The sequence below is a fragment of the Streptomyces sp. NPDC026246 genome, from assembly GCF_055567995.1.
The window spans coordinates 108,654-131,537 of sequence record NZ_JBVHPJ010000007.1 but is presented as its reverse complement, the minus strand read 5'-3'; the positions used below and the strand labels follow the sequence as shown (position 1 = coordinate 131,537).

Annotated in this window: 23 protein-coding genes; 11 read left to right on the top strand and 12 right to left on the bottom strand. The window is 72.9% G+C overall.

Annotation, left to right across the window (positions count from 1 at the left end; translation table 11 throughout):
• Positions 1-15 precede the first annotated feature (15 nt).
• Positions 16-1,413 carry a GntP family permease gene (locus ACZ4M5_RS19100; RefSeq protein ID WP_467738269.1) on the top strand — a complete coding sequence of 466 codons (1,398 nt, stop codon included), beginning with the start codon at positions 16-18 and terminating at the stop codon, positions 1,411-1,413.
• A 143-nt stretch (positions 1,414-1,556) separates the two neighbouring features.
• Here the strand turns inward: ACZ4M5_RS19100 and ACZ4M5_RS19095 are convergent, their stop codons facing one another.
• From ACZ4M5_RS19095 to ACZ4M5_RS19080, 4 genes are all read right to left on the bottom strand, one after another.
• Complete coding sequence (locus ACZ4M5_RS19095; protein ID WP_467738267.1) at positions 1,557-2,180, bottom strand: cytochrome b/b6 domain-containing protein; 624 nt, start codon at positions 2,178-2,180, stop codon at positions 1,557-1,559.
• Positions 2,164-2,910: a molybdopterin-dependent oxidoreductase gene (locus ACZ4M5_RS19090; RefSeq protein WP_467738265.1), complete on the bottom strand. Its 747-nt coding sequence runs from the start codon at positions 2,908-2,910 to the stop codon at positions 2,164-2,166. The genes ACZ4M5_RS19095 and ACZ4M5_RS19090 overlap by 17 nt, the downstream gene beginning before the upstream one ends.
• An 87-nt stretch (positions 2,911-2,997) precedes the next feature.
• The gene (locus ACZ4M5_RS19085) at positions 2,998-4,533 is read right to left on the bottom strand and encodes an APC family permease (protein ID WP_467738263.1); all 1,536 of its coding nucleotides are present in this window, start codon (positions 4,531-4,533) and stop codon (positions 2,998-3,000) included.
• Positions 4,534-4,569: 36 nt separating this feature from the next.
• Positions 4,570-5,520, bottom strand: a complete 951-nt coding sequence (locus ACZ4M5_RS19080) for a hypothetical protein (RefSeq protein WP_467738748.1) — start codon at positions 5,518-5,520, stop codon at positions 4,570-4,572.
• Between the two features lie 362 nt (positions 5,521-5,882).
• Between ACZ4M5_RS19080 and ACZ4M5_RS19075 the strand changes: the two genes are divergently transcribed.
• The 4 genes from ACZ4M5_RS19075 (at position 5,883) to ACZ4M5_RS19060 (ending at position 8,191) form a co-directional block, all read left to right on the top strand.
• Positions 5,883-6,791 carry a DMT family transporter gene (locus ACZ4M5_RS19075; protein WP_467738261.1) on the top strand — a complete coding sequence of 303 codons (909 nt, stop codon included), beginning with the start codon at positions 5,883-5,885 and terminating at the stop codon, positions 6,789-6,791.
• Between the two features lie 42 nt (positions 6,792-6,833).
• Positions 6,834-7,370 (top strand): NUDIX hydrolase, encoded by a 537-nt coding sequence (locus ACZ4M5_RS19070; protein ID WP_467738259.1) that lies wholly within the window; start codon positions 6,834-6,836, stop codon positions 7,368-7,370.
• A gap of 96 nt (positions 7,371-7,466) precedes the next feature.
• The gene (locus tag ACZ4M5_RS19065; protein ID WP_467738257.1) at positions 7,467-7,859 is read left to right on the top strand and encodes a YidH family protein; all 393 of its coding nucleotides are present in this window, start codon (positions 7,467-7,469) and stop codon (positions 7,857-7,859) included.
• The gene (locus ACZ4M5_RS19060; protein ID WP_467738255.1) at positions 7,856-8,191 is read left to right on the top strand and encodes a DUF202 domain-containing protein; all 336 of its coding nucleotides are present in this window, start codon (positions 7,856-7,858) and stop codon (positions 8,189-8,191) included. The genes ACZ4M5_RS19065 and ACZ4M5_RS19060 overlap by 4 nt, the downstream gene beginning before the upstream one ends.
• Before the next feature lie 81 nt (positions 8,192-8,272).
• Here ACZ4M5_RS19060 and ACZ4M5_RS19055 read toward each other — a convergent pair whose 3' ends face one another.
• The gene (locus ACZ4M5_RS19055; protein WP_467738253.1) at positions 8,273-9,223 is read right to left on the bottom strand and encodes an NADP-dependent oxidoreductase; all 951 of its coding nucleotides are present in this window, start codon (positions 9,221-9,223) and stop codon (positions 8,273-8,275) included.
• Positions 9,224-9,422: 199 nt separating this feature from the next.
• Between ACZ4M5_RS19055 and ACZ4M5_RS19050 the strand changes: the two genes are divergently transcribed.
• Both ACZ4M5_RS19050 and ACZ4M5_RS19045 read left to right on the top strand, forming a co-directional pair.
• Positions 9,423-10,457: a phosphotransferase family protein gene (locus ACZ4M5_RS19050; protein WP_467738251.1), complete on the top strand. Its 1,035-nt coding sequence runs from the start codon at positions 9,423-9,425 to the stop codon at positions 10,455-10,457.
• Between the two features lie 5 nt (positions 10,458-10,462).
• Positions 10,463-11,677, top strand: a complete 1,215-nt coding sequence (locus tag ACZ4M5_RS19045; protein ID WP_467738249.1) for an acyl-CoA dehydrogenase family protein — start codon at positions 10,463-10,465, stop codon at positions 11,675-11,677.
• Between the two features lie 63 nt (positions 11,678-11,740).
• Here the strand turns inward: ACZ4M5_RS19045 and ACZ4M5_RS19040 are convergent, their stop codons facing one another.
• The 3 genes from ACZ4M5_RS19040 to ACZ4M5_RS19030 are packed head-to-tail and all read right to left on the bottom strand — an operon-like array spanning position 11,741 to position 14,794.
• On the bottom strand, positions 11,741-12,334 hold the full coding sequence (locus ACZ4M5_RS19040) for a TetR/AcrR family transcriptional regulator (protein WP_398110539.1): 594 nt from the start codon (positions 12,332-12,334) through the stop codon (positions 11,741-11,743).
• A 28-nt stretch (positions 12,335-12,362) separates the two neighbouring features.
• Complete coding sequence (locus ACZ4M5_RS19035) at positions 12,363-14,027, bottom strand: class I adenylate-forming enzyme family protein (protein WP_467738247.1); 1,665 nt, start codon at positions 14,025-14,027, stop codon at positions 12,363-12,365.
• On the bottom strand, positions 14,024-14,794 hold the full coding sequence (locus ACZ4M5_RS19030; protein ID WP_467738245.1) for an SDR family oxidoreductase: 771 nt from the start codon (positions 14,792-14,794) through the stop codon (positions 14,024-14,026). The genes ACZ4M5_RS19035 and ACZ4M5_RS19030 overlap by 4 nt, the downstream gene beginning before the upstream one ends.
• Positions 14,795-15,016: 222 nt before the next feature.
• Here ACZ4M5_RS19030 and ACZ4M5_RS19025 point away from each other — a divergent pair, with 222 nt between their 5' ends.
• Entirely contained in the window at positions 15,017-16,255 is a 1,239-nt protein-coding gene (locus ACZ4M5_RS19025) for an exo-beta-N-acetylmuramidase NamZ family protein (protein WP_467738243.1), read from the top strand.
• A gap of 45 nt (positions 16,256-16,300) precedes the next feature.
• On the opposite strand, the gene ACZ4M5_RS19020 is transcribed toward ACZ4M5_RS19025, so the two are convergent.
• Entirely contained in the window at positions 16,301-19,099 is a 2,799-nt protein-coding gene (locus ACZ4M5_RS19020; RefSeq protein ID WP_467738241.1) for a penicillin acylase family protein, read from the bottom strand.
• Between the two features lie 262 nt (positions 19,100-19,361).
• Between ACZ4M5_RS19020 and ACZ4M5_RS19015 the strand changes: the two genes are divergently transcribed.
• Together ACZ4M5_RS19015 and ACZ4M5_RS19010 are read left to right on the top strand one after the other, a co-directional pair.
• Complete coding sequence (locus tag ACZ4M5_RS19015) at positions 19,362-19,964, top strand: hypothetical protein (protein WP_467738239.1); 603 nt, start codon at positions 19,362-19,364, stop codon at positions 19,962-19,964.
• A 94-nt stretch (positions 19,965-20,058) separates the two neighbouring features.
• The gene (locus tag ACZ4M5_RS19010) at positions 20,059-20,781 is read left to right on the top strand and encodes a 3-keto-5-aminohexanoate cleavage protein (protein ID WP_467738237.1); all 723 of its coding nucleotides are present in this window, start codon (positions 20,059-20,061) and stop codon (positions 20,779-20,781) included.
• 35 nt (positions 20,782-20,816) lie between these two features.
• Here the strand turns inward: ACZ4M5_RS19010 and soxR are convergent, their stop codons facing one another.
• On the bottom strand, positions 20,817-21,287 hold the full coding sequence (gene soxR, locus ACZ4M5_RS19005; protein ID WP_467738235.1) for a redox-sensitive transcriptional activator SoxR: 471 nt from the start codon (positions 21,285-21,287) through the stop codon (positions 20,817-20,819).
• A 118-nt stretch (positions 21,288-21,405) separates the two neighbouring features.
• Here soxR and ACZ4M5_RS19000 point away from each other — a divergent pair, with 118 nt between their 5' ends.
• Positions 21,406-21,867 (top strand): MaoC family dehydratase, encoded by a 462-nt coding sequence (locus tag ACZ4M5_RS19000; protein ID WP_467738233.1) that lies wholly within the window; start codon positions 21,406-21,408, stop codon positions 21,865-21,867.
• Here ACZ4M5_RS19000 and ACZ4M5_RS18995 read toward each other — a convergent pair.
• Positions 21,858-22,523, bottom strand: a complete 666-nt coding sequence (locus ACZ4M5_RS18995; protein ID WP_467738231.1) for a TetR/AcrR family transcriptional regulator — start codon at positions 22,521-22,523, stop codon at positions 21,858-21,860. The two genes, ACZ4M5_RS19000 and ACZ4M5_RS18995, sit on opposite strands and share 10 nt — an antisense overlap.
• Positions 22,524-22,594: 71 nt before the next feature.
• Positions 22,595-22,846 (bottom strand): YiaA/YiaB family inner membrane protein, encoded by a 252-nt coding sequence (locus ACZ4M5_RS18990; RefSeq protein WP_467738229.1) that lies wholly within the window; start codon positions 22,844-22,846, stop codon positions 22,595-22,597.
• Positions 22,847-22,884 lie beyond the last annotated feature (38 nt).

Sequence of the window (22,884 nt, the reverse complement as noted above, 5' to 3'; positions counted from 1 at the left end):
AGGGAACACCCCACCGTGACCAGACTCAGCGTCGAGATGCTGGCAGCGGACGCACCCGAGCCGATCACCTCGGCCGGCCACGCTCAGCTGGGCATCGCCGTCCTGGCGGGCATCGCCGTCATCGTCCTGCTCATCACCAAGTTCAAGCTGCACGCCTTCCTGGCGCTGACCATCGGGTCGCTGGCGCTCGGCGCGATCGCCGGGGCGCCCCTGGACAAGGTCCTCACCAGCTTCAGCGCCGGTCTCGGCTCCACGGTCGCCGGCGTCGGCGTGCTGATCGCCCTCGGCGCGATCCTCGGCAAGATGCTCGCCGACTCAGGCGGGGCCGACCAGATCGTCGACACCATCCTGGCCAGGGCCGGCGGGCGGTCGATGCCGTGGGCGATGGTGCTGATCGCCTCGGTGATCGGGCTGCCGCTGTTCTTCGAGGTCGGCATCGTGCTGCTGATCCCGGTGGTGCTGATGGTGGCCAAGCGGGGCAACTACTCGCTGATGCGCATCGGCATCCCGGCGCTGGCGGGCCTGTCCGTGATGCACGGCCTGGTGCCGCCGCACCCCGGCCCGTTGGTCGCGATCGACGCCGTCGGGGCCGACCTCGGGGTGACCCTGGCGCTCGGTGTCCTCATCGCCATCCCGACGGTGATCATCGCCGGTCCGGTGTTCTCCAAGTACGCGGCCCGCTGGGTCGACGTGCCGGCCCCCGAGAAGATGATCCCGCAGCGCGCCTCCGAGGAGCTCGAGAGGCGTCCCGGCTTCGGAGCCACCCTCTTCACGGTGCTGCTGCCGGTGATGCTGATGCTCGCCAAGGCGCTCGTGGACATCGTCGTGGACGATCCCGAGCAGCCGGTGCAGCGCGTCTTCGACGTCATCGGCGCGCCGATGATCGCCCTGCTCGCCTCGGTGCTGGTCGGCATCTTCACGCTGCTGCGGCCCGCGGGGTTCTCCAAGGAGCGGATCTCCCCGCTGGTGGAGAAGAGCCTCATGCCGATCGCGGGCATCCTGCTGATCGTCGGCGCGGGCGGCGGCTTCAAGCAGACGCTGATCGACACGGGCGTGGGACAGATGGTCCTGGACATCTCCGAGTCCTGGTCCATCCCGGCGCTGCTGCTGGCCTGGCTGATCGCGGTGGTGATCCGGCTGGCCACCGGCTCGGCGACGGTGGCCACGGTCTCCGCCGCCGGTCTGGTCGCCCCGCTCGCGGCCGACATGTCGACCACGCACACCGCTCTGCTGGTCCTGGCCATCGGTGCCGGTTCGCTGTTCTTCAGCCACGTCAACGACGCCGGGTTCTGGATGGTGAAGGAGTACTTCGGGCTGAGCGTCGGGCAGACCGTCAAGACCTGGTCCGTGATGGAGACGATCATCTCGGTGGTCGCCGGGGGTCTGGTCCTGCTGTTGTCCCTGGTGATCTAGCGGCCCTGCGACGAGGACGGCCCACCCGCTTGCCCGGCATCCCCGGCGGCTCTCCGGCCGCCGGGGCCGGAGTGGGGAGTGGGCCGTTCCCGTGCCCCAAGAGGAACGGTGCGTGACCCGGCTCGCCCCCTCGCAGGCGTGGCCTACGGGCGCCAGAGCGGGTGCTCGCGGTCCGCCCAGTCGCGGCTCACCCTGCCGGTGCGCAGGCCCCGGCGGGATTCCGGGTCCGCCAGCGCCATGCCGATGTGGCCGGCCAGGACGATGCCGATCGTGAGGGCCAGCCAGTCGTGGACGAAGGTGGCGCTGGTGCGCCACAGCAGCGGGGTGAGGTGGGTGAACCACATCATCAGGCCGGTGCCGAGCATCACCAGGGTGGCCCCGGCGATCCAGGACGCGTAGATCTTCTGCCCGGCGTTGAACTTGCCCGCGGGCCGGGACTCCGGGCGTCCGTCGCGGCGCAGCACGGCACGCAGCCACGCGCGGTCGTGCGGGCCGAAGCGGTTGAGGCGGCCGAGGTCGGCGCGGAAGACGCGGGAGGCCAGGCCGGCCAGCACCGGCACCGGCAGGGCGAGGCCCGCCCACTGGTGCAGCGTGACGACCAGGGCGCGGCGGCCGACCAGTTCGGCGAGCTGGGGGACGTAGAGGCAGGCCGCCGTCACCACGCAGACGCCCATCAGCGCGGCCGTGGTGCGGTGGATCCAGCGCTGCAGTGGAGTGAAGCGGCGCACGTCGGTCGTGGCGGGGGCCGGGTCAGCTCGTGGGCTCATCGTCGCGTCCGTTCGAGCGGCCCACCCAGGCGTCGACGTCGTAGCCGCGCTCCTCCCAGTAGCCGGGCCGGACCTCGTCGGTGACGGTGATGCCGGAGAGCCACTTGGCGGACTTGTAGAAGTACATGGGCGCCACGTAGAGGCGGACGGGGCCGCCGTGGGAGTGGCCGAGGTCCTTGTCCTGCATGCGCAGGGCGACCAGGACGTCCGCGCGGCGGGCCTGGTCGAGGGTGAGGCTCTCGGTGTACGTGCCGTCGAAGCAGGTGAAGCGGACGGCCCTGGCCGTGGGCCGTACGCCGGCCGCGTCGAGGAGGCGGGAGAGGCGTACGCCCTCGAAGGGGGTGTCGGGGACACGCCAGCCGGTGACGCACTGGACGTCGCGGACCATGCGGGTCTGCGGCAGGGCCCTGAGGTCGGCCAGGGTGTAGGACGTGGGGTGGTCGACCAGGCCGTCGACGGTGAGGCGGTAGGTGCCGGCGGTCTTGCGCGGGACCGAGGAGGCGACGGAGTAGTAGCGGAAGCCGCCGCCGTTGGGCAGCAGGCCGGTCAGGCCGGTGGGGTCCTGGTCCGCGGCCTTGCCCAGGAAGCCCTCCAGGGCGCGTTGCAGCGGCGGCGCGGCCACCACGCCGGCGGCGCCCAGGGCGAGGGTGCCGAGGAAGACGCGGCGGCCGATCGGGGCGCCCCGCTCGGGGGGTTCGTCGTCCACACCCTGAGGTACGTGCTCGTTCACCCTTTCATTCGAACACCCGCGGCCCGGCCGGGACAGGGCTCGCGGGTGCCCGTCAGACTCTCGTAAGCGCCTGTCGTGCGGGCGGGGTCAGGAGGAGGCCGCCTTGTCCAGCTGGAAGGCCTCGTTGCCCAGTCCGATGCGGGCGTGCTTCTCGGGGGCGCGGGCGCGCAGCACGAGGCCGAGGACCAGTCCGGCGGCCAGGGCGAGGCCGATGATGCCCGGCAGCACCCAGCTCAGCGAGGAGTCCGGGCCGGCACCGACCAGCACGTCGAAGTCCTTCACGGTGTAGCCCGCGATGACCAGCAGGGCGATGCCGGCGACCGCGGAGGTGACCAGCCGCCAGGACTGGGTGCCCGCGGCACCGCGGCGGACGAAGAACACCACGACCGACAGGGAGGCCGCTGCCATCAGCAGGATCACGCCGAGGGCGCCGATGTTGCCGCACCAGGTGAACAGCTGCAGGACGGGTGCGGTCGGGTCGCCGACCGGCTTGTCGTCGGCGACGGCGAAGGCCGCGACGACCACCACGGCGACGACGGTCTGGAGGAGCGAGCCGGTGCCGGGGGCGCCGCTGCTGCCGCTGGTGCGGCCGAAGGCGGCGGGCAGCAGGCCCTCGCGGCCCATGGCGAAGGCGTAGCGGGCGACCACGTTGTGGAAGCTGAGCAGGGCGGCGAACATGCCGGTGACGAAGAGGATGTGCAGGACGTCGGTGAAGGTGCCGCCGAGGCGCGACTCGGTGAGGAAGAACAGCAGGCCGGCGCTCTGCTTCTGGGCGGTGCCGACGACGGCCGAGGGGCCGGTGGCGACGGTGAGGGCCCAGCTGCTCAGGGCGAAGAACACCGCGACGCCGCCGACGGCCAGGAACATCACGCGCGGCACGAGGACGTGCGGGCGACTGGTCTCCTCGGCGTAGACGGGGGCCTGCTCGAAACCGAGGAACGCGGCGATGCAGAAGCACAGCGCGGTGCCGACGCCGGCGCCGGTCAGCGTGTCCGGGTTGAAGGCGTGCAGCGACAGACCCTCCTTGGCCGGGTCGGTGAGGGCGGCGACGTCGAAGATCACGACGAGGAGGACCTCTACGACGAGCAGCACGCCGAGCACGCGCGCGTTGACGTCGATCTTCAGCCAGCCGAGCAGGCCGACCGCGAGCACGGCCAGGAGGGCCGGTATCCACCAGGCCACCTCCAGGTCGGCGTAGGTGGCGAGCAGCCCGGAGACCTCGAAGCCGAAGATGCCGTAGATGCCGACCTGGAGGGCGTTGTAGGCGACGAGCGCGACCAGGGCGGCGCCCGCCCCGGCGGTGCCGCCGAGGCCGCGGGAGATGTAGGCGTAGAAGGCGCCCGCGTTGTGGACGTGCCGGCTCATCTCGGCGTAGCCCACGCTGAACAGGATCAGGACGACGCCCAGGAGGACGAAGAGCAGCGGCTGGCCGACGATGCCCATCACCGCGTATGTGGTGGGCATGACACCCGCGACGACCATCAGCGGGGCGGTCGCGGCGAGGACGGAGAGCAGCAGGCCGCCGGTGCCGAGCCGGTCGGCGCGCAGGGCGCGCTCCTGCCCCTTGAACGTACTGATGCCGCCGGGGGCGGAGGTGTTCGTCCTCGAACTGTCCGTGGTCATCGGGAGGGCGTCCTCACTGTGGGATACGGGGGGGTGTCACGCCGTGCCGAGCGCACCGGCGCGGGCTGCGGCGAAGGCGGTGTGCGGGTCGCGGTCGGGGTACGACCAGGGCGCCGGGGTGGCGTGGCGGCCGATGCGGTGGAACAGGGCGGCGGCCTCGGCGCCCCGGCCCTCGCAGTACTTGGCGTGGGCGAGGAAGTTCAGGTCGACGAGCCGGCGCGGATGGCCCTCCAGCTCCCATTCCAGCCACCAGTCGAAGGCGGCCTTCATCACCTGCCGGGCGCGGCGGCCGCTCCAGTGGCCCGAGGCGACGGGGTCGGCGGCTTCGTGCCCGGCGGCGGCCAGGGCGCGGTAGCGCTCGGCGTGCGCGATGACGGGCAGGATCGCCAGCGGGGAGTCGGCGGGCGCCTGTTCGGCGGCCCAGTTGGCGAAGTCGTAGACCTCGTGCAGCGGATCGGGGCCCAGGTCCATGCGGCGTTCGGCCAGCCGCGCGATCATGAGGTGGTGCGCGTGGTGGTGGTCGGGGTGGCGGACGCGGACCTGCTCGAAGACGCGCACCGCGTCGTGGTCGGTGCCGACCGCGCACTCCAGCATGAGGATGCCGAGCCAGGGGGTGGGGTCGGCGGGGGCCAGGGCGGCGGCCTTCTCGCAGGCCTCGCGGGCACGGGCCGGCTTGCCCTTGCCGTGCAGCACGCGACGGACCTGGGCGAGGGCGAGCAGGACGGTGGCGTCGGCGGACTCCGGCTCGGCGAGCAGCCACTCGCGGGCCCAGGCGGCGGTGTACGACTCGCGGGCGAGGACCGTGATCCGGTGGCCGCGCCGGTCCCAGTCGTCGCCGGTGTGGACCAGCAGGGAACGGGCGTTCTGCCAGCGGCCCTGCGCCAGAGCGGCACGCGCGGCCCCGAGCTCGGCGTCGTCGAGGGCCTCGTCGAAGGCCTGCGCCGCGCGCTTGCGGCCGCGGCCGAGGGGAGGCGGGGGTGGGGGCACCGCGAACTTCCTCACGCGCTCTTCTTGTGTTCCGGCTCACGGCGGTCGGTCGGGCGCGCGGACGCGCACTGCCATGAATCGATCACGGAAAGCAAACCCTCCGCCAAGGGTTGCCGTCAAGGGCCGATGTTGCGTTACACGCGTCAACTGGTGTGATTCGTGAGGTTTTTGTGACACGAGAGACCAGTGAGGCCCCTGCGTCCATGATCCGATTTTTCCTTTTCGCCCTTTGTGGCGCAGGTCATAGCGCGACCGGCGAGCGCCCTCCACGATGGCGGGACGTGTGGGTATGCGGGCGGAGCCGGCCGGTGCCGTCGGCCCCTACGCCAACGTGACCCGACTTGACGATCGAGGTACACCGCGTGTCGGTTCTGGTTCTCGCGCTCGCTCTCGGCGCCGCCTGCTGCCTGGGCTTCGGTTTCGTCCTGCAGCAGAACGCGGCCCAGCGGGCCCCCCTGGGCGACTTCCTCTCCTTCCGGCTGCTGATCGACCTGGTGAAGGTGCCGCGCTGGCTCGGCGGGATCGCGCTGATGGTGGCCGGCATGGGCCTGGGCGCGGCGGCGCTGGGGCAGGGCGAACTGTCCCTGGTGGAGCCGCTGCTCGCCACGAACCTGCTCTTCGCGCTGGCACTGTCACGCCGGCAGACCCGGCAGTCGCTGGGCCGCCAGGGCTGGTCGGGCCTGCTGCTGCTGGCGGGCGGCGTGACGGCGTTCATCGTGGCGGGCCGGCCCGAGGGCGGCACCGCGACGGCCGACCCGGTGCGGCAGTGGCTGATCATCGGGGCCATGATCGGGCTCGCCCTGCTGCTCACGGCCCGCGGCAAGCGCTCCCGAATGGGTTCCGGCCCGGTGCTGCTCGCGCTCGCGGCCGGGCTCCTGTACGGCGTCCAGGACGCGCTGACCCGGGTGAGCGGGCAGCGGTTCTCCGACAGCGGCTTCGCCGGCCTGATGACGGGCTGGCAGCCGTACGCGGTCGTCGCGCTCGGCGTCACGGGGCTGCTGCTGGTGCAGAGCGCCTTCGAGACCGCCTCCCTGCGCAAGTCGCTGCCCGCGCTGACGGCGGCCCAGCCGCTCGCCGGGATCGTCTGCGGCGTCGGCTTCCTCGGTGACCGGCTGCGCACCGACGCGGCGGCGCTGGGCTGGGAGACCGGCGGCCTGCTGGCCGTGGTCGCCGGGATCGTGCTGCTGGGACTGCACCCGGCGATGCCGACCGGCGCGGCCGGCGCACGGTCCCGGGTGGGCTCGGCCGCGGTCAGCCCGGCATCCCCCTGACGCGCCCCCTCGCCGGGCGCCCCCGACTGCTTGGATGGGGGCATGAGCGCTGCTGACGAGATCCTCGACGTCGTGGACGAGCACGACCGGGTCGTCGGACGGTCCCCGCGCGGGGAGGTCTACGCCCGGGGGCTGCGGCACCGCTGCGTGTTCGTCCAGGCCCGGGACGCCGCCGGGCGGATCTTCGTGCACCGGCGCACCCCGCAGAAACTGGTCTTCCCCTCCCTGTACGACATGTTCGTCGGCGGCGTGGTCGGCGCGGGCGAGTCCTACGACGCGGCGGCCCTGCGGGAGGCCGAGGAGGAACTGGGTGTGAGCGGGCTGCCGGCCCCCCGCCACCTGTTCACGTTCCTCTACGACGACGGGGCCGGCCGCACCTGGTGGTCGGCGGTGTACGAGGTGACCTGCGACCTGCCCGTCCACCCGCAGGCCGAGGAGGTCGCCTGGCACGCATTCCTCACCGACAGCGAGGTCGAGCAGCGCCTCGCCGACTGGCCCTGGGTCCCGGACGGCCTGGCGGCCTACGCACGGCTGAAGGAGTTCCGCTCGCCGGGACGGCCGGGTCCGGCGAGCGGCTGAACCGGGGCCGGTCCGCCGCTCGGCGCACCGGCCCCCGGCACCGGGGCGGTGCCTCCGGCGACGCCGGACGAATGGGGCGCGGGTAGGGTCGCGCGTGTGATCGAGTTTGTGCGGAACGTCCGGTTCTGGTTCGTGCCCGCGGAGGTCCGGGAGGACGGGGACACCCCCGACTACCGCTTCTCGCTGGCCAACGAGCGCACCTTCCTCGCCTGGCTGCGTACCGCGCTCGCGCTGATCGGCGGAGGGTTCGCCGTGGACCAGTTCCTGCCGGATCTGCGCTGGGGATGGCGGGTCGGGCTGGCGCTCGCGCTGCTCGCCTCGGGCGTGCTGTGCTCGCTGCGGGCCGTGAACCACTGGGTGCGCTGTGAGCGGGCCATGCGCCGGGGCGAGGACCTGCCCGTCTCCCGGTTCCCGGCCCTGCTGAGCCTCGTCGTCGCGATCGTGGCCGTCGCGATGGTCTTCGTGGTGCTGGTGGGGTGGGAGGGGTGAGCGCCCCGGCGGAGCGCGGCGCAGCCCCCGGCCGTGATCCCGGCCTCCAGCCGGAGCGGACCCGGCTCGCGTGGCGGCGTACGACGCTCTCCGGCACGGTCGCCGCGGTGCTCGCCGTGAAGACCGTGCTGCACGGTGACGCCTCGGCGCCCGGGATCGTCGCGGGTGCCCTGTGCTGCGGGCTGTGGCTGGGGTTCCTGGCCGTCGCCCACCGCAGGATCCGCGCCCTGGCGACCGGTCGGGGCCACGCGCCCTTCACGCCCCGGCACGCCGCCGCGGCGGCGCTGTGCACGGTGGCCATGGCGGTGTGCGGGGCCGCTCTGGTCCTCTAGATCCCCTCGTCCGGCCGGGCCGGAACCGGCGGCTCGGGCGCGGCGACGGTCCCGGCGGCACCGGCCGGCGGGCCCGCTCCCTCAGGCCCCCTCCGCCTCGCCGTCCCAGTCCACGGTCACCACGATCTTGCCGCGGGTGCGTCCCTCCTGGCTGCGCCGGTGCGCGTCCGCCGCCCGCTCCAGCGGGAACGTCTCGTCCACGTGCACGCCGACCACGCCCTGCTCCGCCAGTTCCGACAGGTGCAGCAGGTCGGCGGCGTCGGGGCGGACGAAGTAGTAGCGGCCGCCGTAGGTGACGACGTCGTGGTCGGCGATCGACACCATGCGGCCCTCGGGGGCCAGCAGGTTCGCCGACACCTTCAGCGTGTCCCCGCCGACGGTGTCGAACACCGCGTCCACCCCCTTTGGCGCCAGCCCGCGCACCCGCTCCGCCAGTCCCTCGCCGTACGACACCGGCTCGCCGCCGAGGCCGCGGACGAAGTCGTGGTTGCGTTCGCTCGCCGTCCCGATCACGCGGGCGCCGAGGTGCGTGCCGAGCTGCACCGCGAGGGAGCCGACGCCGCCCGCCGCGGCGTGCACCAGCACCGTCTCGCCCCGTTCGACCTCCAGCACCCGGCGCAGCACCTGGTACGCGGTGAGCCCCGCCAGGGGCAGCCCGGCCGCCTCCTCCCAGGTCAGATTGCGGGGCTTGCGGGCCAGGGTGCGCACGGGCGCGGCCACGTACTCGGCGAAGGTGCCCCGGGAGAGGAAGTCCTCGCGCACGTACCCGATGACCTCGTCGCCCACGTCGAACTCGGCGACGGCCGCCCCGGGGCGCACGACCACACCCGAGACGTCCCAGCCGGGCACCACGGGGAAGACGGGGGCGAGGATGCCGTCGAGGTAGCCCTCGCGGGCCTTCCAGTCGACGGGGTTCACGGCCGCCGCCCGGACCTTCACCAGCACCGCGTCGGGGCCGACCTTCGGGTCGCGGACCTCCCCGTACGCGAGCGCCTCGGGTCCGCCGTACCGTGAGTAGCTGATCGCCTTCATGGGTTCGACCTTCCGGGTTCGCCGGGCGGCCCGCAAGCCGGACGGCGTGAACGCACCGGGCCAGTACCGCCCCGCAAGCCTCGCGCTCGGGGTGGGCGGCCTATCGTGGCCCCGATCACGTTTCCGCCCCCCTCTGGACGACATACCGACCGGTCGGCATCATGGTCGGGAACAGTCCGCCTGCCCGTAGGAGCCCCGTATGAGCCCCGATCACCCGCCCGGTCTCGATCTCGACCGGTTGCGCGTCCTGCTCGACCGCGAGCGGCCCGGCCTGGTGGACGGACCGCTGTCGGGCCGGCTCATCGAGGGCGGACGGTCGAACCTCACCTACGCCGTCTCCGACGGCACCTCCCGGTGGGTCGTCCGGCGGCCCCCGCTCGGCCACGTCCTGGCCACCGCGCACGACATGAAGCGCGAGCACCGGGTGATCAGCGCGCTGCACCCCACCGCCGTCCCGGTACCGCAGCCGCTGCTGCTGTGCGAGGACGAGGAGGTGCTCGGAGCCCCCTTCTACGTCATGGAGTTCGTCGAGGGCACGCCCTACCGCACCGCCGACCAGCTCGCCCCCCTCGGCGCGGAGCGGACCCGGGGCGCGGTGCTGAACCTGGTCGACACGCTGGTCGAGCTGCACGCCGTCGACCCGCAGACCGTGGGACTGGACGACTTCGGCCGGCCCGAGGGCTTCCTGGACCGGCAGCTGCGGCGCTGGGGCAAGCAGCTCGACGCCTCCCGCAACCGCGACCTGGCCGGCATCGACGAGCTGCACGCCGCGCTCGGCCGCGAACTGCCCGGCTCCCCCGCACCGGCCGTCGTCCACGGCGACTACCGCCTGGACAACGTGCTGATCGGCGAGGACGACTCGATCCGGGCGATCCTCGACTGGGAGATGTCCACGCTGGGCGACCCACTCACCGACCTGGGTCTGCTGGTCATGTACAGCATGCCGCTGGACCTGCCCGACTCCCCCGTCTCCACGACCGCGACGGCCCCCGGGCACCCGGCGCCGTCCGAACTCATCGAGCGGTACGCCGCGCGCTCGGGGCGCGACGTCTCCGCCGTCTCCTGGTACACGGCCTTCGCCTGGTTCAAGCTCGCCGTGATCCTCGAGGGCATCCACTACCGCTACACGCTGGGCCAGACGGTCGGCCGCGGCTTCGACCGCATCGGCGACCTCGTCCCCGTCTTCGTCCGCCACGGACTGACGACGCTTCACGAAGGCCTTCAGGAGGGCTGATCCGCATGGACTTCGCTTACGACGCGCGCACCGAGGAACTGCGCGGCAGGCTCCTCGCCTTCATGGACGAGCACGTCCACCCGGCCGAGGCCGTCGCCCACGAGCAGCGCGAGCGGCTGGACTCGCCGTGGGAGACGGTCCCGGTGGTCGAGGAGCTCAAGGCCGAGGCCCGCAGGCAGGGCCTGTGGAACCTGTTCCTGCCGGACTCGGAGTACGGCGCCGGGCTCACCAACCTGCAGTACGCGCCGCTCGCCGAGATCATGGGCCGCTCCCCGCAGCTGGCGCCGACCGTGACGAACTGCGCCGCGCCCGACACCGGGAACATGGAGGTGCTCACCCAGTTCGGCGACGAACAGCAGCGCAAGCAGTGGCTGGAGCCGCTGCTCGCCGGTGAGATCCGCTCGGCGTTCGCCATGACCGAGCCGGACGTGGCCTCCTCGGACGCCACGAACATCACGACGCACATCCGGCGCGACGGCGACGAGTACGTCATCACCGGCCGCAAGTGGTACATCTCCGGGGCGATGCACCCCGACTGCAAGATCTTCATCGTCATGGGCAAGACGGACCCGGACGGGACGGACATCCGCCGCCAGCAGTCCATGGTGCTGGTGCCGCGCGACACACCGGGCGTGACGATCAAGCGCGCGATGCAGGTCTTCGGGTACGAGGACCACTACCACGGCGGTCACGCCGAGGTGATCTTCGACGAGGCGCGGGTGCCGGTGTCCCACCTGATCGGCGAGGAGGGGGGCGGCTTCGCCATCGCGCAGGCCCGGCTCGGGCCCGGCCGCATCCACCACTGCATGCGGCTGATCGGCATGGCCGAGCGGGCGATCGAGCTCATGTGCCGGCGGGCCGTGTCCCGCAACGCCTTCGGCAAGGCGCTGGCCCAGCAGGGCGTGGTCCACAACTGGATCGCCGACGCCCGCGTGACGGTCGAGCAGCTGCGGCTGCTGGTGCTGAAGACGGCGTGGCTGATGGACACCGTGGGCAATCGCGGGGCGCACACCGAGATCCAGGCCATCAAGATCGCCACGCCGCGGGCGGTGGTGGAGATCCTGGACAAGGCGATCCAGCTGCACGGGGCGGGCGGTGTGAGCCAGGACTTCCCGCTGGCGGAGCTGTACGCGGGGGCGCGGACGCTGATGATCGCGGACGGGCCGGACGAGGTGCACCAGCGGTCGCTGGCGCGGCGGGAGTTGAAGCAGTACCTGTGAGTGTCCGGCCCGTGGCCCGGCGGGGGTGTCCCACCGGGCCACGGGCCGGCCGGGCGTCACGCGCTAGGGGCGCAGGGCCCGGACGAGGAGGTCGGCGAGGTGGTCGGCGACCTCCTGGGGGCTGAGCGGGCCGTCCGGGCGGTACCAGGTCGACAGGTGGTGGACCGAGCCGAAGTGGTAGTCCACGACCAGGTCCGCCGGGGTCGCCCGGGAGAAGACGCCCGCCTCCTGGCCCTCCTCGACGAGTGCGCGGAAGCGCTCGTGGTAGCGGCGGCGCTCCGCCCGCACCTGCTTGTTCTTCTCGGGGCTCAGGTGGTGCATCGACCGCCAGAAGATCATCGCGTCGTCGAGGTTGTCGATGGTCGTCACGACGACGTCCGCCGCCGCGGCCCGCAGCCGCTTCTCGACCGGCTCGTCGGCGCCCGCCACGGCGTCCAGCCGCTCCTGCTGGATGCGCAGCACGCGCGCGTACACCTCGTGCAGCAGGTCGTCCTTGGAGCCGAAGTAGTGGTAGAGCGCGCCCTTGGTGACACCGGCCGCCTCGACGATCTCCTGCACCGAGGTGCGGTCGTACCCCTGCTCCGCGAAGAGCCGGGTGGCGGCGGCCAGGAGCCGCTGAGGGACGGGAGTGCCGTCCGAGTCCGTGGTCCTGGGCACTGCCGCCACCTGCCTTTCCGTTCTGCTGTCAGTTGCCGTGCGTGCGGGAACGCAGTTCCCGACGGAGGATCTTCCCACTGGCCGTCTTCGGCAAGTCCGGCAGGATCTCCACCTGGCGCGGATATTTGTAGGCGGCCAGTCTCTCCTTGCAGTAGGCGGTGAGCGCGTCCGGGTCCGCCGCGGCGTCCGGGCGCAGGCTGATGTACGCCTTGACGGTCTCCCCGCGGTACCCGTCGGGGACGCCGACGACCGCCGCCTCCCGCACGGCGGGGTGGGTGTAGAGGACGTCCTCGACCTCGCGCGGCCACACCTTGAAGCCGGACGCGTTGATCATGTCCTTCTTGCGGTCCACGACGTACAGCCAGCCCTGCTCGTCCATGAAGCCGATGTCGCCGGTGCGCAGCTCCCCGCCGGGGAAGGTGTCGGCGGTGGCGTCGGGACGGCGCCAGTAGCCGGGCACGACCTGGGGGCCGCCGACGACGATCTCGCCCTGTTCGCCGAAGGGGACCTCCGCACCGTTCTCGTCGACGATCCTGACGACCGTGTCGGGGCCGGGCAGGCCCACGGCGAGGGTGCCGGAGACCGGGTCGACCGGTGCCTCGAGGCCCGGCGGCACGGAGGCGCAGGGGGCGGTGCACTCGGTCAGTCCGTAGCCGTTGCGGATGTACGGGCCGAAGCCGGCCCGGAACTTCTCCACCAGGGCGGGCGGCAGCGGGGCCCCGCCGGAGGAGATCACCCGGAAGGAGGAGAAGTGGTCGCGGGTGACGGAGGGGTGGGCGGCCAGGGCCATGAAGGCCGTGGACGGGCCGACGGTGTAGTGCGGCCGGTGCTCGGCGAACGCGTCGAGCACGACGCCCGCCTCGAAGCGGTAGGCCAGCACGAGGGTGCCCCCGCTGGTCAGACAGGCGCCCAGCTGGCAGACCATGCCGGTGATGTGGAACAGCGGCGCCAGCGCGAAGTAGACCGGCCGCTGCGGGAGCCCCAGGCCGGTCCGCTGCCGCTCGGCGTTGTACATGATGTTGCGGTGGGTGTTGGTGGCGCCCTTCGGGGTGCCGCTGGTGCCCGAGGTGTAGCTGATCAGCGCGATGTCCGAGGGCCGCGGATCGCGGTCGCCGGGCGCCTTGTGGCCGGCCCGGGCCACGGCCGTCAGGTCGTCGGCGTCCGGGGCCTGCGGCAGGCGCTCGAAGGTGAGCACGCGTGCGTCGCCGCGGGTCTGGAAGTCCCGTTCGCACCCGGTGAGCACGATCCGCACGGGCGAGTCCGCCGCCGTGTCGCGCAGGTACCCCTCCCAGGCGCGGTCGGAGCAGATCAGCGCGGCCACCTCGGCGTCCCGCAGGACGTGCCCGACCTCACCCGACTTGTACATGGGGTTGACGGGCACGACGACCGCGCCCGCCTTCCAGGCGCCGAGCACGGCGAGCACGAAGAGCGGGGAGTTCTGCAGGAGCACCGCGACCCGGTCGCCGCGCTCCAGGCCGCGCGCCGCGAGGTGCCCGGCGACGGAGTCGGTGAGCTCGTCGGCGTCCCGGTAGGTCAGACGGCCGTCGAAGTAGGCCAGGAAGTCGCCGTCCGGCGTCTCGGCGACGGCCCGCCGCAGGGCGTGCACCAGGGAGTCGGCGGGGTCGATCGCCCCCTTCTGGGCCTCGCTGAGCAGGGCGAGCCAGGGCTTGGCGGCGTAGCGGGGCTCGGTCACCGGGCCGCCTCCCACTGCTGCTGGATGCGGTTCATGCCGGACAGCCAGCGGTCGGGCTCACCGGCCCGGGCCTGGTAGTACCCGGCGACCTCGGGGTGCGGCAGGATCAGGAAGCGGTCCTCCTCGACACCGCGCATCAGGGCGTCCGCCACCGCCTCCGGTTCGATCGCGGTCGGCTGGAGCACCAGGTCGCCCGCGCTGCCGGTGGCGGCCAGCATGTCGGTGCGCACCCCCTGCGGGCAGATGGCGTGCACCTTCACGCCCCGGTGCCGGTAGGTCAGCGCCAGCCACTCGGCGAAGGCGAGCGCCCCGTGCTTGGTGACGGCGTAGGGCGCGGCGCCGATCATGGTGAGCAGTCCGGCGGCGGACACGGTGGAGACGAACCGGCCGCTGCCGCGCTCCAGCCAGTCCGGCAGCAGGGCGTGGGCGGCGCGGACATGGGCCATGACGTTCACGTCCCAGGAGGCGGCCCAGGCGGTCTCGTCCAGCGGCCCCTCCGCGCTCCCGCCCCCGAAGGCGACGCCGGCGTTGGCGCAGTAGACGTCCACGGTCCCGTCGAGGGCGTCCCGGGCGTCGGCGACGATCGCCGAGGCGTCGCCGGCCACGGCTGTCCCGCCGATCTCCTCCGCGACGCGCTTGGCCCGCTCGGCGTCCAGGTCGTTGACGACGACCCGGGCTCCCTCGGCGGCGAAGCGCCGGGCGAGCGCGGCCCCGATCCCGCCGCCGGCTCCTGTGACGACTACCCCGGCCCCTTGGAAGGCTCCCACTGTCGGTCTCCTCGATCGCGGAACGGCAATGGCGCCAGACTAACCGGTCGGTATGTACCTGGGAAGAGGTCACCGCGCCGCCCGCCGCCCGCGGCACGGCGCCGGTCGCGACCGCGCCCCGCGGCGCGGCGCGACGGGCCGTATCCGGTCCGCGGCCTCCCCACGGCCCGCCGGAGCACATACCGTGCCCATGCCGACCGTCCCCACCCCAGGAGGTCCCGCATGCGCCCGTCCAGACGAGCCGTCATCACCACGGCCACGGCGGCGGCGGCCGTCGCCGCCGCGCCCCACCCGGCGGCAGCCCGGCCCCACCGCCCCCTGCGCACCGGCTTCGAACGCCTGGCGCGCGACGGTTACGCCCTGCTCGACGGCCAGAAGGTGGGCGTGGTCACCAACCCGACCGGCGTCACCCGCGACGCCCGCCACATCGTCGACGTCATGCACGCCGACGACCGCGTCCGGCTCACCGCGGTCTTCGGCCCCGAGCACGGGTTCCGGGGCACCGCGCAGGCGGGCGGCTCCGAGGGCCGCTACGACGACCCGGCCACCGGACTGCCCGTGTACGACACGTACCTCAAGAGCGGCCGCCCGCTCGCGGACGTCTTCACCGCCTCCGGCGTCGACACGGTCGTCTTCGACATCCAGGACGTCGGTGCCCGCTTCTACACCTACATCTGGACGCTGTACGACTGCATGGAGGCCGCGCAGCTCGCGGGCAAGCAGTTCGTCGTCCTGGACCGGCCCAACCCGGTCACCGGCCGGGCGGCTCTGGGTCCCGTGCTGCACAAGGAGTTCGCGACCTTCGTCGGCCGGCAGCCCATCGCCCAGGCGCACGGCATGACCGTCGCGGAGCTGGCCCGGCTGTTCAACGGCGAGTTCCTCGCCGAGCCCGTGCCGCTGGAGACCGTCACCATGTCGGGCTGGGACCGCTCCGACTTCTACGACGCCTCGGGGCTGCCGTGGGTGCCGCCGAGCCCGAACATGCCGACGCCGGAGACGGCCCTGGTGTACTCGGGGACGTGCCTGTTCGAGGGCACCAACCTGTCGGAGGGGCGCGGCACGACCCGGCCGTTCGAACTGCTGGGCGCCGAGGGCGTCGACCGGCACTGGGCCGCGGCGGCGAACGAACTCGCCCTGCCCGGAGTCCGGTTCAGGGAGGCCTGGTTCGCGCCGACCTTCTCCAAGTTCCAGGGCAGGACGATCGGCGGGGTGCAGGTCCACGTCCACGACCGGGCGGCCTTCGACCCCGTGCGCACCGGCATCGGGCTGCTCGTGACCGCCAAGCGGACCTGGAGCGGCTTCGCCTGGCGCCCCGACAACTGGATCGACAAGCTCACCGGGACCACGCGCGTGCGCACGATGATCGACGCGGGCGCCGGGACGGACGAGGTCGTGGCGGGCTGGCGGGCCGACCTGGCCGCGTTCCGCAGGGTGCGGCGCGCGTACCTGCTGTACCGCTGAGCAGCGGGCGGCGGACCCCGGGCCGGGCCCGCCGCCCGCGGAGCCTCACCGGTGCGAGGTGAACTCCACGACCTGCTGGTAGGTGGGCCGGTTCTGCCAGCCGATCGTGGGGTGCTTGATGCCGCCCAGGGTGCGGTGGTGGATCGAGTCGGCGCACCACTGGTCGCCCGCCGCGCACGCCTCGTCGCCGGGGTAGACCTGGGCCGGGGTCGTCGCGGCGGCCTGCTTCAGGGTGGCGAGGAGGGTGTCCCGGCAGGCGCCGAGGCTGCCGCCGCCGCAGTAGGAACGGGCCAGGGGCCCCTTCACCTCCTCGCCGAGCACGGCCCGCAGGTCCTTGTCGACGTGGCTCCACCAGCCGTACTGGAAGGAGCTTCCGGCGTGCGACCCGGTCGGGCCGTGCCCGGCCGACGGTGCTTCGTCGACGGGCAGGTTCGCCGTCATCGCCTCGTACAGCCTCGTGCCGAGGCCCGGTTCGAACGCGGCCCGGACCAGCAGCGGCCACCAGGCGTCCAGGATGCGGATCGCGTCGGCGTCGGCGTACTTCCGTGAACCGGCCGAGGTCTCCGTGCGCCTGCCGCCGGCGGCGGTCCAGGTTTGGAGCCTGCTCACGGCGGCCGCGGCGGCCGGGTCGGTGACCGGCGCGCTGGTCACCACCTTCAGCAACCTCGGCAGCACGTCCTCGGCCCGCAGATCGGCCAGGCCCGCGTCGGCCATGGCCCGCACGAGGGACGCCCGGGTCACCCCGCCCTGCCGGACCAGCTCCCCGACCCGGTCGTCGAGGAGGTTGCCGCGGTGCACGGAACCGTTGCCCCAGGACGCCGCGGTGTAGTCCTCGGCCTGCTTGTTGTTCCAGGACACGTAGTAGTCCTGGTCGACGGAGCGCGGGTGCGCGGAGGGCGGGGTGTAGTCGGCGGTGTTGGCCGTCGGGTCCCAGCCGCGCCACTCGTACGCGGGCCGCGCCCACGCGGGGAACTCGGGGTCCACGCCGGCCGCACGCACCGGGTTGTCGCCGCTGTTGTAGTACGCGGTGTGCCGGGAGTCGGCGTAGAACCAGTTGAACGTGTAGTTGATGTGCTGCACCGCCTGCTGGAAGGACTCGGGGCCGCGGACGTGGCCGGGGTCGTTGAGCATCTGGAAGCCGATGATGGAGTCGGCCTCGTGCAGGTAGGAGGAGCGCAGGGTGGTGTAGGCGACCTTCTTTCCGCCGACCGTGGCGCGGTACTCGACGGGCCCGTACTTCGTGCGCCACACCCGCATCGTGTACGAGCCGGCGGCGGTGCCGTCGGCGACGGTGGGCTTCCAGGCGTTCTTCTGCTCGACCTTCTCCATCGGCGTGCAGGTGCCGCGGTGGAGGTAGTGGTGGTCGTCCTGGCAGAGCTCGACGGCGTAGGTGTCGATGATGTCCTGGCCGGAGGTGGTGGCGCTCCAGGCGTAGTCCTGGCCGCGGCCGAGTTCGACGTACATGCTCAGGCCCGCGAAGGACGCGCCGCGGGCGCTGATGCCGGGGCCCTGGATCTCCTGCAGCAGCAGCAACTGCGGGGCGAAGTAGCCGGTCTGCGGCCCGAAGACGGCGACGGGGTGCCCGCTCGCGGTGTGCTTCCCGCTGACCACCAGGGCGTTGGACATGCCGCGGCGGGCGGAGGACAGGACGGTGGCGGCCGCCTCCTTCGAGGCGCCGGTGGCACCGGATCCGGCCGCGCTGCCGGTGCGGTCGTACACGAGCGGCTCGGGCCGCACCGAGCCGGGGTCCGGCAGGGCCGTGCCCTGCGGGTCCTTCGGCCGGGTCGCGTACGGGAAGCTGCCGTCGTGGACGGTGAGCACGGCCTCCGGGTCGTTGCGCTGCCGGAAGGACTCCCAGACCTCGGTGCCCTCGACCACGCCGTACTTCTCCTGCGCGGCGAGCAGGGACAGGGCGTTGTTCACCTCGCCGCCGCCGCCGGACCCGAACAGGGCGCCGACCACGGATCCGAGCGCGACCAGGTCGGTGATCTTGAAGTGCTCGATCTCGCCCGCGTTGGTGATCGAGTCCTTGTGCCCGGTCAGTACGTACTCACCGGGGAACCAGCGTCCGCTGTCGGAGGCGTCGATGTAGGCGTTGATGCCGTCGAGGTAGGCGTCGGCATCGGCGCGCGCCTGCTTGCCGCGTGCGCCGTTGCGGGCGACGGCGTTGTCGATCTGCGCCTGCAGATCGGCCTCGGTGTACGGGGCGTGCCGCCAGAACTGCTGTTCAAGGCCCTGGTTGGAGGGGGCACCGCCCGCGAAGGAGGTCAGTTGTCCGCGTCCGACGTGCCGGAAGACGTCCATGAGCCACAGCCGGTCCTGGGCGGCCGCGTACCCGGCTCCGAACTCGGTGCCGTAGCGCGTGGTGCCGGTGATGTGCGGCACACCGGTCTTCTTGTCGCGGACGATCGTCACGTCCTCGCGCCCGGCGGGCCGGACGGTGGAGGCGATCTGGCCGGCGGGCACGCCGAAGGACGCGTCGTTGAAGAAGGCGCTGATCTTGTCGTCGGTGAGTCCGCCGTAGCCCTTGGCGAGCGCGGCGTAGGGCGCGAGCTGGTCCTCGGCGTGCTCGGGCTGGGTGCCGAAGGCCTGGTTGAGGAGGATCTGCGCGAGGGTGGCGTTGCCGTTCTGGCCGGGCGGAAGGACGTCCGAACACCGCGAGCCGCAGTGGTCGTTCACGTCGGCCGCGGCCGGGGTGGTTTCTGTTTCCGATGCGGCCGCCGGGGCAAACGGCGACAAAAGACCTGCGATCAGGGCGCATACGGATGCCGTCTTCAGGAACCCGGGGATTCCGCCGGGAGTTCTCAGTCTGTCGGGAGCGGTGCGTGGGACACGCCGTGGCATGGGTGCTCCTCCCGTGGGGGTGGGCGGGATGTTACCGCCGGTATCGCCTCGGCAGAAGGTGAACAAGCGTCACTTCCCGGTGACGGCACAGCAGATGCACGGACCACGGCAGTCGACCGGCGACACCCTTCGGACCGCTCGCGGAGGGCAGGGGACATCGGAGGGAGCCGATTCGCTTGTCGATACGTCTATTCGGCGACGTCCGTACGACGACGCCGAAGTGACCGATTTACAGGTGCAGGTGTGACGGAGGTGCAGGACGATGGCCGGTTTCCGGAGTCTGGCGAGACAGGTCCGCGATCCGCGGTGCGATCTGGCCTTGCGGCGCTACTCGCTGCGCAAGTGCCTTGAGAGGTTCGCCCCTTACGGGCACAGGGCCACCTGGGACCATCTGTGCTCCCGGGCGGGTTTCGGCCCCGAGGACCGCTCCCCCGACCCGGTGCGGCTCGTGGCCGCGCTGGAGGAGCTGGAGGAGGCGCGGGCGGTCTGGCTGGCCTACGAGGTCGAGTTCGCGAAGCGCCGCAGGAAGGAGAAGCACGACGGGCTGCGCAGGCCCGGCACTGTGGACGACTGGCACCGGATGACCTGGGGCGGCTTCGGTGTGGCGTGGTGCGACGATCCGGCGGTCCATCCCCGTGAACCGCTGGCCGAGGTGCTGCGCCGGCTGATCGCCGCGCTGGAGCGCGAGCCGGGCGCCCGGTGCCCGGTCTGCGACGGGCGGCACCTCTCGTGGAGGTACGGCCTGGACCACGAGCCCTCGTCGGGGCCGGTCTGCGCGGACTGCGGGATCCTGGTGCCGCGTCCCGTGCTCACGCCCGAGGCCCTGGCGGACGCCGAGCGGGTGAGGTTGCTGGTGTCGGCCTGACGGACGCGGGTGCGCGGGGGGTGCGCCGGGGATGCCGCACCCCCACTGTCGCCGGCGGGGGCCGGCTGTCGGCGGTGACTGGCACCATCGGCACATGGTGCAGGTGTGTCTGAACGGGCCGCGGACCGCGGCCGACGGTGCGGCGGTGCCGCTGACGCCCGAGGCGATGGCCGCGTCGGCCGCCGACGCCGTGGCGGCCGGGGCCACGGACGTCCATGTCCACCCCAAGACGCCCTGCGGGCGCGACTCGCTGTCCCCAGGGGTGCTGGCGCTGACGCTCCCGGCGATCCGCGCACGGGTGGCGGTGCCGGTGGGGGTGACCACGGGTGCGTGGGCCGAGCCCGATCCGGCAGCCCGGCTCGAGCGGATCCGCGGCTGGACGGTACTGCCCGACCACGCCTCGGTGAACTGGCACGAGCCGGGGGCGGAGGAGATCGCCGCGCTGCTGATCGACCGCGGGGTCGGCGTGGAGGCCGGCATCTGGTCGGGCACGGACGCGGCCCGCCGTTTCGCCTCCTCACCGCTCGGCCCAGGAGTGCTGAGGGTCCTGGCCGAGGTGACGGACCCGGACCCGTCGACCGCCGCGGCCTCGGCCCGGGCCCTCCTGGGCGACCTGGGCGCCGCGCACGGCCGTCCCGTCCTGCTGCACGGGGAGGACGGGGGCGCCTGGCCGGTGCTGCGGCTCGCGGGGCGGCTGGGCCTGGCGACACGCGTCGGCCTGGAGGACACCCTGCACCTGCCGGACGGCCGACCGGCCGGCTCCAACGCCGAGTTGGTGACGGCGGGGCTTCGGGAGCACGCGCGGCGCACGCCCTGAGCCACGGGCATCCCGGGTGTGCCCCAGGGCGCGCGCTATGCGTCGCCCGGCTTCCGCTCGGCCATCAGCCGGGAACCGGCGCGGCGTTCGCCGAAGACGTCCCCCGGGTTGGACAGGACGCAGGTGTCCAGGGACAGGCACCCGCAGCCGATGCAGTCCGTCAGGTGGTCCCGCAGGCGGTTCAGCTGCTTGATGCGCTCGTCCAGCTCCGAGCGCCACGCCTCGGACAGGTGCGCCCAGTCCTCCCGCGTCGGCGTCCGCTCCTCGGGGAGCTGCGCCAGCGCCTCGCGGATCGTCGCCAGCGGGATGCCGACCCGCTGGGCGGCGCGGATGAACGCGACCCGGCGCAGGGTGTCCCGCGCGTACCGGCGCTGGTTGCCCGCGGTCCGGCGACTGCCGATCAGGCCCTTGGACTCGTAGAAGTGCAGTGCGGACACCGCGGCCCCGCTGCGCGCGGAGAGCTGGCCGACGGTGAGCTCATGGATCTTCTCTGAAATCTGAGGCACCCCTCGAACCCTACCGAGTCCGTTGACACGGCCCCTCCGGCCGACCATGCTAAGCAGTTGCTTAGGCGCACGGTACCGAGCGACCGCGCGGACCCCGTACACGAGAGGCCTGGACGACATGGCAGAGCCGAGGATCTTCACGTCCGTCGACGAGCTGAAGTCGGCGGTGGGTGAACAACTGGGCCACACCGACTGGCTCGACATCGACCAGAAGCGGATCGACCTGTTCGCCGAGGCGACCGGTGACCACCAGTGGATCCATGTCGACCCCGGGAAGGCCGCCACGGGCCCGTTCGGCACCACCATCGCGCACGGGTATCTGACCCTGTCGCTGCTGCCCCTCTTCGGCCCGCAGCTGATCGCCGTCGAAGGCGTGAAGATGGGCGTCAACTACGGGACGAACAAGGTCCGCTTCCCCGCCCCCGTGCCCGTCGGCTCCCGGCTGCGCGCCACCGCGAAGATCACCGGCGTCGAGGACGTGCCGGGCGGCGTGCAGGTGTCCGTCGCGTTCACCGTGGAGCGCGAGGGCGGCGACAAGCCCGTCTGCGTCGCCGAGTCGGTCTCGCGCTACTACGTCTGAGGGTCCGCCCCGGCGCCCGCCGCCCGGGCGGAGCCGGCCGCACCCACCATCCGCAGGACGAGGTCGGCGTACAGCTCGCCGACCTCCTCCGGTGTGCGGGGCCCGCCGACGTTGAACCAGCGGGCCACGTCGATGCACAGCGACAGCACGGCCAGCGTCGTTCCGTGCACGTCGATGACGTCGAACTCGCCGGAGCGCGCGCCCTCTTCGATGATGCCGCGGATCTCCGCGTCGACCAGCCGGCGTAGGCCGAGGATCTCGGCGCGGGCGTCCGGCCCGAGGGAGTCCAGTTCGTACTGCACGACCCGCGCGGTGGTCCGGCCGCCCGCGTGCCAGCGGACGAAGGAGCTGACCGCGTCGGCGAGGCGCTCGGTCGGGCCGCCCTCGCGCCGGGCGGCGGTGCGCAGGATCTCCAGGGCCTTCTCGTGGCCGATCCTGCTGATGCGGTGCAGCAGCTCTTCCTTGGTCTTGTAGTGGATGTAGAGCGCCGCGGGGCTCATCCCAGCCCGGCCCGCGATGTCACGGGTGGTCGTCGCGTGGTACCCCCGCTCGGCGAAGGCCTCCACCGCGGCGATCAGCAGCCGCCGCGCCGCGTCGGGCGTGACCTCGCCCCACGCCTGCGCCTCGCCGCCGGCCGTCTCCTCCGCCGTACTCATCACTCGCCCCTCTCCACCGACAGGGGCACCACCATACCGCCGAAGGTGAGCGGGCGCTTAGTGCGGCCCGCTCAGCGCTTCTCGAACGGCGCGTAGGAGGGCGCGGTCGGCGCACCCTCCTGCCGGTCGCGGATGACCTTGGCCAGGGTGAAGGAGGAGGTGACGAGGTACAGGACGGCGATGGCGAGGAAGCCGCGCACCCAGGCGTCGGCGCTCAGCTGGTAGATGCCGACCGCGGTGGCCGCCATGGCGACGGCGAAGGAGGCGACGGCCTGGCCGTAGAAGGCGGCCGTGTTCTGCTGCTTGCCCGGTGTCTCACTCATGCGGACAGCGTGCGCGAGCAAGGGCCCGCGCCACATCC

What these genes read in the sequence shown, in the direction of transcription:
- ACZ4M5_RS19020 (WP_467738241.1), bottom strand. Translation starts at nt 19,099, where the DNA reads ATGCCACGGCGTGTCCCACGCACCGCTCCCGACAGACTGAGAACTCCC.
- ACZ4M5_RS19010 (WP_467738237.1), top strand. Translation starts at nt 20,059, where the DNA reads ATGGTGCAGGTGTGTCTGAACGGGCCGCGGACCGCGGCCGACGGTGCG.
- ACZ4M5_RS18990 (WP_467738229.1), bottom strand. Translation starts at nt 22,846, where the DNA reads ATGAGTGAGACACCGGGCAAGCAGCAGAACACGGCCGCCTTCTACGGC.
- ACZ4M5_RS19085 (WP_467738263.1), bottom strand. Translation starts at nt 4,533, where the DNA reads ATGACCACGGACAGTTCGAGGACGAACACCTCCGCCCCCGGCGGCATC.
- ACZ4M5_RS19015 (WP_467738239.1), top strand. Translation starts at nt 19,362, where the DNA reads ATGGCCGGTTTCCGGAGTCTGGCGAGACAGGTCCGCGATCCGCGGTGC.
- ACZ4M5_RS19000 (WP_467738233.1), top strand. Translation starts at nt 21,406, where the DNA reads ATGGCAGAGCCGAGGATCTTCACGTCCGTCGACGAGCTGAAGTCGGCG.
- ACZ4M5_RS19045 (WP_467738249.1), top strand. Translation starts at nt 10,463, where the DNA reads ATGGACTTCGCTTACGACGCGCGCACCGAGGAACTGCGCGGCAGGCTC.
- ACZ4M5_RS19025 (WP_467738243.1), top strand. Translation starts at nt 15,017, where the DNA reads ATGCGCCCGTCCAGACGAGCCGTCATCACCACGGCCACGGCGGCGGCG.
- ACZ4M5_RS18995 (WP_467738231.1), bottom strand. Translation starts at nt 22,523, where the DNA reads ATGAGTACGGCGGAGGAGACGGCCGGCGGCGAGGCGCAGGCGTGGGGC.
- ACZ4M5_RS19055 (WP_467738253.1), bottom strand. Translation starts at nt 9,223, where the DNA reads ATGAAGGCGATCAGCTACTCACGGTACGGCGGACCCGAGGCGCTCGCG.
- ACZ4M5_RS19070 (WP_467738259.1), top strand. Translation starts at nt 6,834, where the DNA reads ATGAGCGCTGCTGACGAGATCCTCGACGTCGTGGACGAGCACGACCGG.
- ACZ4M5_RS19095 (WP_467738267.1), bottom strand. Translation starts at nt 2,180, where the DNA reads ATGAGCCCACGAGCTGACCCGGCCCCCGCCACGACCGACGTGCGCCGC.
- ACZ4M5_RS19050 (WP_467738251.1), top strand. Translation starts at nt 9,423, where the DNA reads ATGAGCCCCGATCACCCGCCCGGTCTCGATCTCGACCGGTTGCGCGTC.